The sequence below is a fragment of the Pseudomonas sp. TE12508 genome, assembly GCF_056279485.1.
On record NZ_JBWCCN010000003.1, the window covers coordinates 87,298 to 102,242 of the forward strand.

Sequence of the window (14,945 nt, forward strand, 5' to 3'; positions counted from 1 at the left end):
AGGGATCTGCGGTGTTGGCGCCTTTACTGGCTTTCAGGTAGCTCTTCTTCAGATTCAGCCTTTGTCCGGGCAGGTCGCGGTGTCAGCACCTTCACCACATCATCAATCACTGCCTTACTCATTGCCGTCAGGTAATGCGCGGCCCAGGCGTGGCGGTCGGTGTCTTTTATATAGGCTGCATCCTCGGTAAATGATTTGGCGAGGAACAGCAGGTCGGAGGCTTGCGACAAGGCATCAACGATGGGGACGCCGGCGCGGACGTTGAGTAGCGCCTGATCCGAGCAGTAGATGAGTGGGGTGTAGCCTATGGTTTTTAGTTCTGAAATCGCGGATGAATCTATTTTAGTCATATCAAAATCCTAGTCGAGGAGCTGACACATTCGTTTCCAAGCGAATGGGTGACAGCTGTACGCAGGTTGGAAAACCGGGAACTAGGAACCGGCACGCCCGAGGACGTCCCACGCACAGCTGCCATAACTCATGATCACAAAACGCATGCAATCATGACGGGGCGCTGTTGCGGCTAGTATCCGACGGGTTTCCAAGCCCGATCGCTGAAAGGTCAGCGACGTCCGGAGAGTATCCCGTCGAAGAAAAGCGCAACAAGGCATCAAAGAGCCCAAAAAGGACGATTAGGAGTTTGCCTACAGGGTCTGCGGGCGTCATCCGATATTGCGATACCTTAAGTAAACGAAACTAAACGTGGCGAAAGAATTCACAAGTCGTTCGGCTCATTTTTTGTAGGCATGGAAAAACGCAGGTTGGTAGATTCGCGTTTTTTGCAGCTTGCTGTATGTATAATTCGACGCGATACTCTGCGTAGAAATGTGTGTTCAAATTTGCATGAATGTGTAGAGAGGTGAGTATGACGGCATTACTGGAGCGTGCTGACCAAGCGATTTCTGTGACGGCAATGGTCAGGGGGTTCAGCGCGAGGCTAAAAGAGATTTCCAGCCGAGCCACTGAGCGGCTGGTCATTTTCAAGGATAATCAGCCGGCGGCGGTCATTATCAATGTCGATGCGTATCAGGAAATGCTCGACGAACTTGAGGACCTTCGGGTTGAAGCAGCGGCTCGGGAGCGATTGATCGGTTTTGATCAGGCCAAGGCCATCAGCCACGACGATATGCGGGCGCGGTACGCCAGGAAAGACTAAAGGAGCTGTGGATGGTTTGGGGCGTTATCTATCATCCGGAGGTCCAGAAGGATCTGGATCTGCTGGGAGCTGTGGCGGCGAATCGCATTCTTGATGTTATCGAAGAGCGGATCATCAACGGCGAGCCGGACAAGAGCGGCAAGCCTCTAAGAGCCAGTCTTGCAGGTTGCAGACGGATCCGCACAGGTGACACGCGGATTGTTTATCGAGTCGATGGACAGGCTATCCAGGTTTTGATCGTCGCCGTCGGTGCGCGACGAGATGAAGAGGTTTACGACGCGGCAGAGCGCCGTCTCTAACGACGAAATTCTTGCAGTTAGAGGTTATCCCCTGTGGGAGCGAGCCTGCTCGCGATTGGGGAGTGTCAGCCAACGCACATGTTGAAGGTGACGGCCGCATCGCGAGCAGGCTCGCTCCCACAAGGGATCTGTGGCGTCTGTGAGAATGAAAAAAGCCCCCGCAACCATAAGGCAGCGGGGGCTTTTTCGTGAGCGCGGCTCAGCTCACTCCTGAGCGGCCGTCTCCTTCGCTTGACGCTTCTCGATAGCATCCACCAACCGCTGGGCCAAAGCCGGGTAGTTCTCGTCGAAGTGATGGCCGCCAGGCAGTTTCATCGCTTCGCCCACGGCGGTCTTGTCGGTGCAGCCGCTCTCGTCGACTTCTTCTTCACCGTAGATGCACACCACTTTTGCAGGCGGTAGCTTGGCCATTTCCGGGCCGGTGGCGGCTTCTTTGCCGGCGTTGCCGAGCCAGCCTTCGACTTCGATTTCGAAGCTGCCGGTGCGGGCGAAGGCCAGCAGGATGATTGCGTCGACGCGCTGTTGTTCGGCTTCCGGCAGGCGGTTGTAGATGGCGGGCAGTACGTCGGCGCCGAACGAGTAGCCGGTCAGGATGAAGCGCTTGGTGCCCCATTTCTGCCGGTAGTGCTGCATCAGTTCGGTCAGGTCCAGCGCGCTTTGTTCCGGGCTCTTGTGCTGCCAGTAGTAGCGCAGGGTGTCGATGCCGACCACCGGGTAGCCGATCTTGGCCATTTCGCCGGCTACATCACGGTCCAGGTCGCGCCAGCCGCCGTCGCCGGAAAGGAACAGGGTGACGGTGTCCTTGGCTTGACCGGCCGGGACTTCGACCACCGGGATCTGCAGGCCACCAGCAGCTTTATCGCCGCCGACGAGGATTTTGCGCAGTTCGTTGTTCAGCACTTGCGGCAGGTTGATGTCGTAGTCGCTGATGCTGGTTTCGGCGTTGGGCTGGTCACGCACGAAGCCGGCGCTGGTATCGTCCGGGTTGTCGTTCCAGGCCACCAGCCAGTGACCGTGAGCGGCAATTTTTGGCAGCAGGTGCGTGCAGCCGGGTTTTTCCAGGGCCAGGTCAACCGAAATGGCCTGGGCCTTGTCGTCCTTCTGTTCGGCCAGCCAGCGCCACGCCAGCACGGCGCCAGGGCCGATGCCGCTGACCAGGGTTGCCGGGCCTTTGAGTTGCTTGAGGCCTGCTTGCAAGGCGCGACCTTGCTGGATGCAGTCCTTGGGCAGGATCACCTGGACGATCTGCGCTGAGCCGCTGCGGCTCAGGGTCAGCAATTGTTTGTCGCTGAGCTTCTGGTCTTCATTGACTGCCACCAGCACCTGGGCGCGCGGCGTGTTGCCGGGGATGACGCGGGTCATCGCGGCGCCATCGGCCGGCGTAAGCAGTTCGAGGGTCGGTTCTGGTGCCGGGCGTTTCAGGTACCAGTAACCGCCACCGACAATCAGGGCCAGCACTACCAGTGTGGCCAGTACGTACCGCAGGGAGCGTTGAATCATCAGCGTTTCACCAATCCAGTCAAGCCGCCTGCAATCAGGGCGGCAGTGTCGGCCAGGGCAACCAGCGGATCGAGTCCGGCGGGCACAGCCATATAACGGGGTTCCCAGTCGGGCTGGAACTTGTCTTTGAAGCGGCGCAAACCTTGGAAGTTGTACAGCTGCTCACCACGGCGGAATACCATCGAGCCCAGGCGCTGGGTCAGTGGTGCGCCGCGCCGGGGTTGTAACCCCGACAACGGCACCATGCCCAAGCTGAAGCGCGCGTATCCATGATTTTTATAATGTTGAATCAGGCCGACCATCATGAACTCCATGGTCAGCTTGGGGGCGTCGGGGTGTGCGCGCATCAGGTCGAGGCTGGCCAGTTCATGGCCGTAGGTCTCGAGCAGGTTGGCGAACGCCACCGGGCGCCCTTCGAAACGAATCACCGCGACACGGAAGTGTTTGAGGTAGTCATCACTGAAACGCCCGAGCGAGAAGCCTTTCTCGCGCACGTTCTTGCCGGTCAGCCAGGCGTCCGAAATCACCTTGAGCTCATCCATCGGCGCTTGCCCCGGCTCATGGATCTCCAGTGACAGGCCGTCACGGGTGCCGCGGTTCCAGGTGTAGCGCAGGTCCTTCATCTCTTTGCCTTTGGCCTCGAGATCGAAACGCTTGAGGTCAACCCGGGCTTCTTCGCCGAGCTTGATCGCGGTCAGGCCGATGTCCATGTAATACGGCAGATTCTCCGCGCGCACTTGATAGAACACAGGGCGGGCGTGGTGGATATCGCAGAGGTCGCGGAACTGCCAGATCATTTCCGCCCGTTGCTGGGTCGGGCCGATCGGGTCATACAACGCCACCAGGCTGCGGCCACGGCGGGCGTACATCAGAAACGCCTCGTCGTTGGGATGAAACAGCAGCGCCTTGTCACCGGTCAGGGCCAGGCCGCCATCCGGTTGGGCCGAGGCCATGAGAATCTTTACCGCGCGGTCCAGTTCATCGGGCGTTGGCAGATGGATCACCGGGCGCGCGGTGCGCAGCAGCCAGGTCAGGGACACCACCACCAGCAGGACCGCGGCGCCGAGCAGCGAGCGCAGGCCTCGCGGGGCATCGGCGTCGAGGGTGAACTGCCACCAGAGTTGATGGCTGTACGGAACATCCTGATAGGCGAACAGCAGCAACCAGATCGATGCGCCGAGTACGCAGAGGCTGGCCACCAGATACAGCGGCGAAAACGGCACTTCGGTCAGGCGGCTGGGGCGATAGAACGAGCGCCGGAAAACCCCCAGCAAACTCGCCGTCAGGGTCATCAGGCAAGCCTCTTCCCAGTCGAACCCTTTAAGCAGTGAGAGCAGGGCGCCGACCAACAACAGAATAGTGGTCAGCATCCACGCGGCTGACAGGCGGCGACGCAGCCCCTGAGCCAGCAGCAGGCAGAGCACGCCCACCAGGCTGGCGCCGAAGTGCGAAGCGTCGACCAGTCGATGTGGTATCAGAAAACCGATGTGTTCAAGGCGGGTATCGATCTCCGGCGTCACGCCGGAAAACAGCAGCACCACGCCGGACAGGAACACCAGCACCGCCAGAATCGGTGCGGCCATGCCAGATGCAGCACGCAACGACTGGCGCGTCTGAAACAGGCGCTGGCCTTCGTTGATCAGCAGCAGTACGCAAGCCACCAGCAGCGGCAACACCACGTAGATCAGGCGGTAGAGCAACAGGGCGGCGGCCAGTGGTGCGGCGCCGAGCTTGTCGGCGAAGGCGGCGAGCAAAATCGCTTCGAACACCCCGACACCACCCGGTACATGGCTGAGCACGCCAGCGGCCAGGGCCAATAGATAGACCAGCAGGAAGGCACCAAAGGGCGGTGCTTCCGGCAGCAACAGGTAGAGCACCGTCGCGGCGGCGGCCACGTCCAGAGCGGTGATGACCAATTGCAGGAACGTCAGGCGGCGACCCGGCAGGCGCAAGGTGCGGCGACCGACCTTGACCAGCAGGTTGTCGGGATAAGGCTGTTCAGGCAAGCGACGGCGATAGATGCCGATGGCCAGTACTGTTGAGAGCAGCAGCACGGCCACTGCAATCGCACCCAGCAATGTCTCGGAAAAACCCAGGGCCACGGAAGCAGCGGACAGGTTGCTGAGGGTGGCGAGGGCGGCCAGGGGCGGAAGGGCGCAGCCGAGTGAGAGGCTGGCAAACAAAGTCATGTGCGCGACTTCCGAAGCCCCCACACCATGCCGTGCATATAAACGGTAGCGAACCGAGCCTCCCGACAACAGCGAAAGGCCGATGGCATTGCCAATGGCAAATGCGGTGAAGCCGCCCAATGCCAGTATTCGCGGCGCCAGCGTCACGCCGGCATAACGGCTGGCCGACCATTCGTAACCCAGCAGAATGATGAAGCCGATGACAGTCGCGGCGAGCGCGCCCAGCAAGGCCGGTTTCGGCACTTCCAGGATTGAGTCATGCAGCGCGTACAGATCGAGTTCGCTCAGCAGGTGACGACAGGCAATCAGCGCAATGGCGAACAACAGCAAAGTGACCGCCAGACCGATGGGTTGGCGATATTTGCTGATTCGATCCAGCAAGCGCAGGCGCTCGGCTTTGATCGGTTGTGTCGCTGTGACGGTGTCTTGTGGATCAGACGAGTTGGCGCGCATCAATCACCTCTTGGATTGTGCGCGACAGGATGGAGGTATCCAGCCAAGTTACCAATCCCTGTGGAAAAAAATAATCACAAATATTAACGCCTCTCACCAGATGTGGGCGATGGCGCGTTATCAGTCGTAGAGGGTTCTGCCTGTGGTTCAGCCTGGACTGAACTCACAGTCCGGCGATCCCGAACGGCTCACTGCACAGTGACAGATCATTGTTGCGAAAGGACTTTTTCAACAGATACAAAAAAGGCCACTCTTTCGAGTAGCCTTTTTTGATGTTTGGTTGCGGGAGCCGGATTTGAACCGACGACCTTCGGGTTATGAGCCCGACGAGCTACCAGACTGCTCCATCCCGCGTCTGTGTGGCGGCATTCTACAGGCGAACGCCGGAGTGTCAACCGTTAATCCCAGTATGGCTCAAATAAGTGTAAAACGACGGTGAACGGTCGCAGGGGAGACCTAAGTTTCGGAATCAGAACGATTTCTTGTTTCTGTGCCGAAAGGCATAGACCGCCGATTTTCATAAAACAGACGCGCACAAAAAAGGCCACTCTTTCGAGTAGCCTTTTTTGATGTTTGGTTGCGGGAGCCGGATTTGAACCGACGACCTTCGGGTTATGAGCCCGACGAGCTACCAGACTGCTCCATCCCGCGTCTGTGTGTCGGCATTCTACAGAGGATCGCAGGGCTGTCAACCTTCAATCTCGGTAAAACCTGTTCCTGTTCAAGCGCTTAGGTGAAAAAAGCAACGGCTGACCGGTCTGAAACGCAGGCAGGGCAAGGCTTGTGGCTCTATTGAGAGGGCTCTTTCGATTGAGAAAATAAATTCCTGTGTGCTTTTCCTACAAAGGAAAAAGAACATTCAGAGTACTGGTGCTATATACAGGTGTCAGTGAGATACTGCCGATATGACTCACCCACACCTCATTTCTTCGCCATGAACACTGCTTTTATATGACGCAGCGAAAAATCATCCACGTCGATTGTGACTGTTTCTACGCCGCTATCGAGATGCGTGACGACCCGCGCCTGGCCGGTAAGCCATTGGCGGTGGGCGGCTCGGCGGATCGGCGTGGGGTGATTGCCACCTGTAACTATGAAGCGCGGGCTTATGGCGTTCGCTCGGCCATGTCTTCCGGACATGCCTTGAAACTCTGTCCGGACCTGACCATCGTCAAGCCGCGCATGGATGCCTATAGAGAAGCGTCGAAGGAAATTCATACGATCTTTCGCGATTACACCGACCTGATCGAGCCGCTTTCCCTGGATGAGGCCTACCTCGACGTGTCGGACAGCGCGCGTTTTGGCGGCAGCGCCACGCGAATCGCCCAGGACATTCGCCGCCGTGTCTCCAACCAGTTGCACATCACCGTGTCGGCCGGCGTGGCGCCGAACAAGTTTCTCGCCAAAATCGCCAGCGACTGGAAGAAGCCTAACGGCCTGTTCGTGATCACGCCGGATCAGGTGGAAGACTTCGTCAGTGGTTTGCCAGTGAGCAAGCTGCACGGCGTTGGCAAAGTGACCGCCGACAAACTCGGCAGGCTCGGCATCGTCGATTGCTCGCATTTGCGCGAATGGGACAAGTTGGCGCTGGTGCGCGAATTCGGCAGCTTCGGCGAGCGACTCTGGGGCCTCGCCCGTGGGATCGATGAGCGGTTGGTGCATAACGACAGTCGGCGGCAGTCGATCAGCGTCGAAAATACCTACGACACGGACCTGCCGGATCTGGTGAGTTGCCTGGATAAATTGCCCGAGTTGCTGGACTCCCTGAATGGCCGCATGGCAAGGATCGACAGCAGTTATCGGCCGGGCAAGCCGTTCGTCAAAGTGAAATTTCATGACTTTACCCAGACTACTTTGGAGCAGGCCGGGGCTGGGCGGGATCTGGGGAGTTATCAGTTGCTGCTGACCCAGGCCTTTAACCGTGGCGGGAAACCGGTGCGGTTGTTGGGGATTGGGGTGAGGCTGGAGGATTTGCGGGGCGGGTTTGAGCAGATGGAGTTGTTTGAGCGGTAGTTCAGGGGTGAATTTAAGGGCCTCATCGCGAGCAGGCTCGCTCCCACATTAGACCGCGTTCGTCTGAACAACTCGGTCAACTGTGGGAGCGAGCCTGCTCGCGATGCTTTAAGGGTTTAATTCGGTCCCGGATCCGCCACCAGTCGCCCGGCATCCTTGGTCAATGACTTGAGGAATTCGGCCTGCAACTCGGGATCGTTGCGGGTCAGTTCGATCAGGCTCTGTTCCAGCTCGCTGGCTTCTTCTTCCAGCCCCAGTTCCGACAGACGTTTGACCCGGTGTACCCACTGGCTCACTTCGTCGTCTTCGAGGTCATCGTAAATCAACCCATGCGCTTCGAGCAGCTTGCCGCGCAAGTTGCTGCTGATCGCCAGGGACGAGTCGGTGTGCACATCGTCCTTGTTGTCCTCGACACTGATCTGCAGTTTGCCCAGATGATTGAGGTCATGTTCGGCGAACGGGCTGTCCAGCAGGTTCAGGCGCAACACGCCGTTACGATCGGTGGTCAGTTCGAAGGTGTTCTTGGCCGCCTTGACCTGCACCGGGCGCTCGCTCCACGGCAGGCTCGAGTACTCCGTGCGCTTGTCGCGCTGGACTTCGTCGATGCCCGCCAGGTTCTGTTGTGCCCGACCATGAGACTGCGCGTTCATGAACGGGTTGAGCCCGGCGAAACCATAGCTGAGCCAGTCCTTCGTCACGCTGTCCGGCAGATTGCCGAGGGCGAACACGTTGACCACGTTCGCACCGACACCGGCCACCACGGCCACCGCGCCCAGCGGGATCTCATAGACCTCCCTCCAGGGTTGGTAAGGCGTGTAGCGATCGTAGTGACGCGTGACTTCGAACTCGGTGACTTCGAAAGTCTTCTGCTCGTGGATTTTCACCCGACGTTGTGGCAGCTCAAGCACCTTGGGCTCGCCGACATCGATCTGCAGGCTGTGATCAAGCAATTTGCGCTCGACCCGCTCCTCGTGCTCGTTGCGTTGTGACATCTGATTGGCACAGCCGCTGACCAGCAGCGCGCCGCACAGGGCGGCGCTACCGAGGCCTAAGGTGTTTCGCTTGAACATGACGTCTCTATCTGGTGTCAGCGGCGGATACGGGCCTGGAGGAAAGACAGCACGTCAGCGACCGGCAGCGCTTGCGCCTCGGCCTCTGTACGGCTCTTGTATTCCAGATTGCCGTCGGCGAGGCCGCGGTCACTGACCACGATCCGGTGTGGAATGCCAATCAGCTCCATGTCCGCGAACTTGATACCCGGGCTGGTTTTCTTGTCGCGGTCGTCCAGCAGCACTTCGAAGCCAGCGGCAGTCAGTTCTGCGTAGAGCTTGTCGGTAGCTTCGCGAACCTGCTCGGTTTCGTAGCGCAGCGGTACCAGAGCAACCTGGAACGGGGCCAGGGCGTCGCTCCAGATAATCCCGTTCTCGTCGTTGTTCTGTTCGATGGCGGCCGCCACTACACGAGATACGCCAATGCCATAGCAGCCCATTTCCAGGGTGACCGGCTTGCCGTTCTCGCCCAGCACTTCGCACTTCATCGCTTTGCTGTACTTGTTGCCCAGCTGGAAGATGTGCCCGACTTCGATGCCGCGCTTGATTTCCAGGGTGCCTTTGCCGTCAGGGCTCGGATCACCGGCCACGACATTACGCAGGTCGGCGACGGTCGGAACCGGCAGATCACGTTCCCAGTTCACGCCGAAGTAGTGCTTGTCGTCGATGTTCGCGCCGATGCCGAAATCGCTCATCAGCTCGACGGAGCGATCGATGATGATTGGCAGTGGCAGGTTCAACGGGCCAAGGGAACCGGCGCCGGCGCCGATGGCGTCGCGCAGTTCAGCTTCGGAAGCCATGACCAGCGGGCTGGCAACGCCAGGCTGGTTGGCGGCCTTGATTTCGTTCAGCTCGTGGTCGCCGCGGATGATCAGGGCAATCAGTTTGCCTTGTTCTTCAGCGTGTACCACGAGAGTCTTGATGGTCTTTTCGATCGGCAGATTGAAGCCTTCGACCAGTTGCGCAATGGTCTTGGCGTTCGGCGTGTCGACCAGGCGCAGCTCTTCGGTAGGCGCGGCACGAGAGGTTTCGCGCGGTACGGCTTCGGCCTTTTCGATGTTCGCTGCGTAGTCGGAACCGTTGCTGAAGACGATGTCGTCTTCGCCGGATTCGGCCAGCACGTGGAACTCGTGGGAGCCGGCGCCACCGATCGAGCCGTTGTCGGCTTCAACCGGACGGAATTTCAGGCCCAGGCGGGTGAACACGTTGCAGTACGCCTGATGCATGCGGTCGTAGGTGATCTGCAGCGAAGGCTGATCAGCGTGGAACGAATAGGCATCCTTCATGATGAATTCGCGGCCGCGCATCAAACCGAAGCGTGGGCGGATTTCGTCACGGAATTTGGTCTGGATCTGATACAGGTTGATCGGCAGCTGTTTATAGCTGCTCAGCTCGTTACGCATCAGGTCGGTGATGACTTCTTCGTGAGTCGGGCCGGCACAGAAGTCGCGACCGTGGCGATCCTTGAAGCGCAGCAATTCAGGACCGTATTCTTCCCAGCGACCGGATTCCTGCCACAGCTCAGCCGGTTGAGTGCTCGGCATCAACACTTCGAGAGAGCCGGCGGCGTTCATTTCTTCACGCACGATGGCTTCAACCTTGCGCATCACTCGCAAGCCCATGGGCAGCCAGGTGTACAGGCCCGAGGCGAGTTTGCGGATCATGCCGGCGCGCAGCATCAGCTGATGGCTGATGACAACCGCGTCGGAAGGCGTTTCTTTCTGTGTGGCGAGCAAAAATTGACTGGTGCGCATGGTTGGCCGTTGTCGGTTGCTGATGACGAGAAATGACGGAACATTGTACGGGCGAGATCAGCTGGCGTACAGGAGTGCGGCCGGCAGTGTCGCAGAGGGCGAGAATCTGCCCGCCCTCTGCGACACTTCTGGCTTAAGTGCCTACGACTCTTCCGCGACCTGGGACTGCACCGGTTCCGGCGTCGGTGTCGGACCGGCTCGGCGGTTTTCCTGGAACCAGTGCAGCGCGATCAACAGGAGAGTCGGAACACCCAGCAGGGCAGTGATCAGGAAGAAGTTGTGATAGCCGAATTTTTCCACCATAACCCCTGAGTAGCCGCCGATGAGGCGGGGCAGCAGGAGCATGATCGAGCTGAGCAGGGCGTACTGGGTGGCGGAGAACTTGAGATTGGTCAGGCTCGACAGGTAAGCGACAAATGCCGAAGTCGCCAGGCCCGAGCTGAAGTTATCCAGTGAAATAGTGACAATCAGCATCTGCAGATCGGCACCCATATCTGTGAGCATCAGGAACAGCAGGTTGGTACCGGCCGATGCAACGCCGCCAATGAACAGGATAGGCAGAATGCCGAAGCGCACGATCAGCAGGCCGCCCATGCCGGCGCCGACCAGCGTCATGATCAGGCCGAATATCTTGCTGACGCTGGCAATCTGATCCTTGGTGAACCCCTGGTCGATGTAGAACACGTTGGCCATCACGCCCATGACCGTATCGGACATCCGATAGGTGGCGATCAGCCCGAGCAGCAGCAGGGCTTGCCAGCGGTAACGCAGGATGAAGTCGTTGACCGGTGTCAGCACCGGGGCCAGGCCACGGCGGCCCATGGCCGACAGGCACAGGCCGGTAAGCGTGATATAGAGAATCGCCCGCAGGAACGCACGGTCTTCGAGCAGCAGGTCCAGTACGCTGACGCCGTTGAACAGTACGCTGGCGAAGTCAGTGTTGTAGAGCTGGGTGAACATGGCCGGTACGGACACCAGCAGCACGATCAGCACGAACACCGACGCCAATTGGTGCACAAAGCTGTAGCGTCCGGCCTGTAATTGAGTACGCAGAGGTACCGGCGGTTCGCGCATGAACAGGGTGGTCAGCAGCGCCGGGACCATCAAGACGCCGAACAGCACGTAGGTGCCGGTCCACGCCGCATGCTTATAGTTGAAACCGGTGGAGCCGAAGCCTTCGGCGAAGAACAGTGCGCCGGCAGTCGCCAGCAGGGCCGCGACCCGATAACCGGCCATGTAACTGGCCGCCAGCGCAGCTTGGCGGGTTTCGTCGGCGATTTCCAGGCGATAAGCGTCGACGGCGATGTCTTGCGTCGCCGAGGCGAAGGCGACGACCACGGCGATCGCGATCAACCAGGACAGGTGCTTTTGCGGGTCGCAGAATCCCATGCCGATCAGGCCCAGGATTACGAGTGCCTGGGCCAGGACCAGCCAGGAGCGTCGTCGACCAAGCTTGCCAAGAAGTGGCAGGCGCCATTGGTCGAGCAGCGGGGACCAGACCCATTTAAAGGCGTAGGCCAGGCCGATCAGGCTTGCATAGCCGATGGTTTCGCGGGCAACACCGGCCTCGCGCAGCCAGACTGAAAGCGTCGAAAACACCAGCATGTAGGGCAAGCCGGCGGCGAAACCAAGCAGCAACAGCACGAGCGTCGAGGGGCTGGCATAGGCGGCGAGCGCGGCGCGCCAGGTTTTACGGGGCATGGGCTGGAGTCTGCCTCAAGGATTACGGAAACAAAGCGCGCACTCTAACCGCTGTGCTCTACCGGGCGCCACCCATGGCGCTGAATATCAACACGATTGTTCAGGACACTGATGCCTTCCATGCGCAATCGGGCCCGTTGTTCATCCCCCGAAGGGCTGCCCACAGGCAGGCTGATCCGACCGCCGGCACCCAGTACCCGGTGCCAGGGAAGTTTGGTGTCACCGGGCAATTGGCTCAGTGTTCGCCCGACCCAGCGGGCAGCACGACCCAGTCCGGCTAGCTCGGCGAGCTGGCCGTAACTCACGACTTTGCCCTCGGGCACTTGCGCCAGGGTCAGGTAGAGCGCCGTGCGTCGGATTTGCGCTGCGCTTTCGGTTTCAGCGGTTGAGTCGGTCACGTCCCGGGCTTCCTGAAAAAATGCGCAATTGACCGTCTGTAGAGTAAATCCAGGATCGCCTATTGAGAAATGAACTCAATAGAAAAAGTCGGGTCAGTCCTTGTCATGGCCTTATTCGTAAGGATAATGCCGACTTTTTTTCGCAAAGTTGAGCCTTCGATTCGCTTATGTTGTCCAGAACCTTGCTGTGCCTCGCTGTCGCCAGTGCTTCCACTCCCTTGCTCGCCGATACCGTCTGGTTGAAAAACGGTGACAAATTGAGCGGCAAAATCACCGTCTTCGATGGCGGTAAGCTGCTGATTCAGACCGAGTACGCTGGCGCGGTCCCGATCGATTGGAAGCAGGTCAAAACCCTGGAAAGTGATCAGCAGTTGCTGGTCAAGCAGGATGCCTACACCGGTGAAAAGGCCAAGGCGCTGCATGCAGCAGAAGACGGCAAGGTCACCCTGGCCAACGGCGATGGCCCCAAGACTGTGGAGCTGGCAAGCATCCAGCAGATTCTCAAGCCCAAGCCTGTCGTCGAGGATTTGGTGTGGAAGGGTAATATCGATGCAGCGCTGGATTATCAGCGGGCCGAGAAAGACACCGACGATTACGATATCGACTTCAAGACCACTGCGCGTCATGGCAGATGGCGACACACCGCAGAAGGTGAGTACAACCGCGAATTTCAGGATGACGTGGTCACTACCGACAACTGGCGGGGCGAATACTCGCTCGACCGCTTCCTGACCGAAAAATGGTTCTGGCAAGGGCGCGCGGTCTATAAGCGCGACAAGGTCGAAGAACTGGCCCGCCAGCGCACAGTCGGTACCGGCCCCGGTTACCAATTCTGGGACGATGAGCTGGGCGCATTCTCGCTGGGCTCGCTGGTCAACCGCACGGACTATGAGTTCAGCGATGGCAGCAAGGAAAACTTCTACTCCCTGGCGATGAAGTGGGATTACAACCGCTACCTGATCGGCAAGAAGGTGGAGTTCTTCACCAATGGCGAAGTGGGCAAGCCGTTGTCGGGCGTGGCCGACTACGCGCTCGATGCCGAGATGGGCTTGCGCTACAAGGTGACCGAATGGGCATCGCTTAACCTGAAGGCCGAGAGAGACATCATTAGCGGCACCGACGATGCTGATTTGGACAAGACCCGCTACACCGCTGGGTTTGGCGTGGCCTGGTAAGACGCAAAAAATCGCAGCCATGGGCTGCGATTTTTTTTGCCTGCAAAACACACAGGCACAAAAAAGCCCCGCTTTTAAGGGCGGGGCTTTTTACTAAAGCAAGTACAAGTTAGATAACTTGAACTTCTTCAGCTTGCATGCCTTTCTGACCGCGGGTAGCGATGAAAGAAACCTGTTGGCCTTCTTTCAGGCTTTTGAAGCCGTCGGATTGGATAGCTTTGAAGTGAACGAACAGGTCGTCACCGGATTGTGGAGTGATGAAGCCGAAGCCTTTTTCATCGTTGAACCACTTAACGGTACCGGTTTGGCGATTAGACATGGTGTAACTCCTTGAACAAAGATAACTGCGACGCAGGAAGAACCCTGGCCGAGACTGAGTGCAAAGAGCAGGAAAAATTCTTGTAGATGGTTGGATCGAAATTCAACATATCGTGTAGAGATTCTCAGTGACACAAGCAGCACAGTGGCGCCACCTTAACCCTTTTTCCGGAACGTGCCAATGTTTCTTGCGAAGGTTTCTCTGTTTTCATGACTGACGGTGCATTGAATGGCGGTGAAGACCCGGGATTCACGGGCGATTGGCGAGAATTGTCTCCCGGACTTTGAACCCGGCGCGCCTGCCCGGTAAGATGCCGGACAGAATTTTTCCACCTCGCTATTCAGGACACCCGCCATGAGCATCAAATCGGACAAGTGGATTCGCCGCATGGCGCAGGAACAGGGCATGATCGAGCCTTTCGTCGAGCGCCAGGTGCGCGGTAGCGACGATAGCCGTGTGATCTCCTACGGCGTGTCCAGCTACGGCTACGATGTGCGTTGCACCAATCACTTCAAGGTGTTTACCAACATCAATTCGGCGATCGTCGACCCGAAAAACTTCGATGCTGGCAGCTTCGTCGACATCCACAGCGACGTGTGCATCATTCCGCCGAACTCCTTCGCTCTGGCCAGCACCGTCGAATACTTCCGCATCCCGCGTAACGTATTGACCATTTGCCTGGGTAAAAGCACCTACGCGCGTTGCGGCATCATCGTCAACGTCACGCCGCTCGAGCCTGAGTGGGAAGGTCACGTGACCCTGGAGTTCTCCAACACCACCAATCTGCCGGCGAAAATCTACGCGAACGAAGGCGTGGCGCAGATGTTGTTCCTTGAGTCGGACGAAGAGTGCGAAGTCTCCTACAAGGACCGTGGCGGCAAGTACCAGGGACAGCGTGGCGTGACCCTGCCGCGTACCTGAGTCAGCCGTCTGACAAAC

At 58.6% G+C, this 14,945-nt stretch carries 13 protein-coding genes and 2 tRNA genes; 5 read left to right on the forward strand and 10 right to left on the reverse strand.

Going from position 1 to position 14,945, the window contains the following annotated elements:
- Positions 1 to 23: 23 nt before the first annotated feature.
- The gene (locus tag ACZ9IM_RS04735; protein WP_476223461.1) at positions 24 to 350 is read right to left on the reverse strand and encodes a DUF3077 domain-containing protein; all 327 of its coding nucleotides are present in this window, start codon (positions 348 to 350) and stop codon (positions 24 to 26) included.
- A gap of 515 nt (positions 351 to 865) precedes the next feature.
- On the opposite strand from ACZ9IM_RS04735, the gene ACZ9IM_RS04740 reads away from it, so the two are divergent.
- Entirely contained in the window at positions 866 to 1,156 is a 291-nt protein-coding gene (locus ACZ9IM_RS04740; protein WP_008010129.1) for a Phd-YefM, read from the forward strand.
- A gap of 11 nt (positions 1,157 to 1,167) precedes the next feature.
- Entirely contained in the window at positions 1,168 to 1,455 is a 288-nt protein-coding gene (locus ACZ9IM_RS04745; protein WP_123360592.1) for a type II toxin-antitoxin system RelE family toxin, read from the forward strand.
- Positions 1,456 to 1,659: 204 nt separating this feature from the next.
- On the opposite strand, the gene ACZ9IM_RS04750 is transcribed toward ACZ9IM_RS04745, so the two are convergent.
- The 4 genes from ACZ9IM_RS04750 to ACZ9IM_RS04765 form a co-directional block, all read right to left on the reverse strand.
- The gene (locus ACZ9IM_RS04750; protein ID WP_427626089.1) at positions 1,660 to 2,955 is read right to left on the reverse strand and encodes a virulence factor family protein; all 1,296 of its coding nucleotides are present in this window, start codon (positions 2,953 to 2,955) and stop codon (positions 1,660 to 1,662) included.
- The gene (gene mprF / locus ACZ9IM_RS04755; RefSeq protein WP_427626088.1) at positions 2,955 to 5,597 is read right to left on the reverse strand and encodes a bifunctional lysylphosphatidylglycerol flippase/synthetase MprF; all 2,643 of its coding nucleotides are present in this window, start codon (positions 5,595 to 5,597) and stop codon (positions 2,955 to 2,957) included. Before mprF ends, ACZ9IM_RS04750 begins: the two co-directional genes overlap by 1 nt.
- A 277-nt stretch (positions 5,598 to 5,874) precedes the next feature.
- Positions 5,875 to 5,951, reverse strand: a tRNA-Met gene (locus tag ACZ9IM_RS04760).
- Between the two features lie 220 nt (positions 5,952 to 6,171).
- Positions 6,172 to 6,248: transfer RNA gene (locus ACZ9IM_RS04765), tRNA-Met, on the reverse strand.
- Positions 6,249 to 6,548: 300 nt separating this feature from the next.
- On the opposite strand from ACZ9IM_RS04765, the gene dinB reads away from it, so the two are divergent.
- Entirely contained in the window at positions 6,549 to 7,610 is a 1,062-nt protein-coding gene (gene dinB / locus ACZ9IM_RS04770) for a DNA polymerase IV (protein ID WP_476223462.1), read from the forward strand.
- Positions 7,611 to 7,726: 116 nt separating this feature from the next.
- Here the strand turns inward: dinB and ACZ9IM_RS04775 are convergent, their stop codons facing one another.
- The 4 genes from ACZ9IM_RS04775 to ACZ9IM_RS04790 form a co-directional block, all read right to left on the reverse strand.
- Complete coding sequence (locus tag ACZ9IM_RS04775; protein WP_008072742.1) at positions 7,727 to 8,680, reverse strand: hypothetical protein; 954 nt, start codon at positions 8,678 to 8,680, stop codon at positions 7,727 to 7,729.
- Positions 8,681 to 8,697: 17 nt separating this feature from the next.
- Positions 8,698 to 10,413, reverse strand: a complete 1,716-nt coding sequence (locus ACZ9IM_RS04780) for a proline--tRNA ligase (RefSeq protein ID WP_123360588.1) — start codon at positions 10,411 to 10,413, stop codon at positions 8,698 to 8,700.
- A gap of 141 nt (positions 10,414 to 10,554) precedes the next feature.
- Complete coding sequence (locus ACZ9IM_RS04785) at positions 10,555 to 12,114, reverse strand: AmpG family muropeptide MFS transporter (protein WP_427625777.1); 1,560 nt, start codon at positions 12,112 to 12,114, stop codon at positions 10,555 to 10,557.
- 44 nt (positions 12,115 to 12,158) lie between these two features.
- Positions 12,159 to 12,512: an MGMT family protein gene (locus ACZ9IM_RS04790; protein ID WP_007940587.1), complete on the reverse strand. Its 354-nt coding sequence runs from the start codon at positions 12,510 to 12,512 to the stop codon at positions 12,159 to 12,161.
- Positions 12,513 to 12,679: 167 nt separating this feature from the next.
- On the opposite strand from ACZ9IM_RS04790, the gene ACZ9IM_RS04795 reads away from it, so the two are divergent.
- Positions 12,680 to 13,687: a DUF481 domain-containing protein gene (locus ACZ9IM_RS04795; protein ID WP_427625776.1), complete on the forward strand. Its 1,008-nt coding sequence runs from the start codon at positions 12,680 to 12,682 to the stop codon at positions 13,685 to 13,687.
- 109 nt (positions 13,688 to 13,796) lie between these two features.
- Here the strand turns inward: ACZ9IM_RS04795 and ACZ9IM_RS04800 are convergent, their stop codons facing one another.
- Positions 13,797 to 14,006: a cold-shock protein gene (locus tag ACZ9IM_RS04800; protein WP_002554837.1), complete on the reverse strand. Its 210-nt coding sequence runs from the start codon at positions 14,004 to 14,006 to the stop codon at positions 13,797 to 13,799.
- Positions 14,007 to 14,360: 354 nt separating this feature from the next.
- On the opposite strand from ACZ9IM_RS04800, the gene dcd reads away from it, so the two are divergent.
- Positions 14,361 to 14,927, forward strand: a complete 567-nt coding sequence (gene dcd, locus ACZ9IM_RS04805) for a dCTP deaminase (protein WP_008030058.1) — start codon at positions 14,361 to 14,363, stop codon at positions 14,925 to 14,927.
- Positions 14,928 to 14,945 lie beyond the last annotated feature (18 nt).

Coding starts and splice junctions, on each gene's coding strand:
- ACZ9IM_RS04735 (WP_476223461.1), bottom strand. CDS start 350: ATGACTAAAATAGATTCATCCGCGATTTCAGAACTAAAAACCATAGGC.
- ACZ9IM_RS04740 (WP_008010129.1), top strand. CDS start 866: ATGACGGCATTACTGGAGCGTGCTGACCAAGCGATTTCTGTGACGGCA.
- ACZ9IM_RS04745 (WP_123360592.1), top strand. CDS start 1,168: ATGGTTTGGGGCGTTATCTATCATCCGGAGGTCCAGAAGGATCTGGAT.
- ACZ9IM_RS04750 (WP_427626089.1), bottom strand. CDS start 2,955: ATGATTCAACGCTCCCTGCGGTACGTACTGGCCACACTGGTAGTGCTG.
- mprF (WP_427626088.1), bottom strand. CDS start 5,597: ATGCGCGCCAACTCGTCTGATCCACAAGACACCGTCACAGCGACACAA.
- dinB (WP_476223462.1), top strand. CDS start 6,549: ATGACGCAGCGAAAAATCATCCACGTCGATTGTGACTGTTTCTACGCC.
- ACZ9IM_RS04775 (WP_008072742.1), bottom strand. CDS start 8,680: ATGTTCAAGCGAAACACCTTAGGCCTCGGTAGCGCCGCCCTGTGCGGC.
- ACZ9IM_RS04780 (WP_123360588.1), bottom strand. CDS start 10,413: ATGCGCACCAGTCAATTTTTGCTCGCCACACAGAAAGAAACGCCTTCC.
- ACZ9IM_RS04785 (WP_427625777.1), bottom strand. CDS start 12,114: ATGCCCCGTAAAACCTGGCGCGCCGCGCTCGCCGCCTATGCCAGCCCC.
- ACZ9IM_RS04795 (WP_427625776.1), top strand. CDS start 12,680: ATGTTGTCCAGAACCTTGCTGTGCCTCGCTGTCGCCAGTGCTTCCACT.
- ACZ9IM_RS04800 (WP_002554837.1), bottom strand. CDS start 14,006: ATGTCTAATCGCCAAACCGGTACCGTTAAGTGGTTCAACGATGAAAAA.
- dcd (WP_008030058.1), top strand. CDS start 14,361: ATGAGCATCAAATCGGACAAGTGGATTCGCCGCATGGCGCAGGAACAG.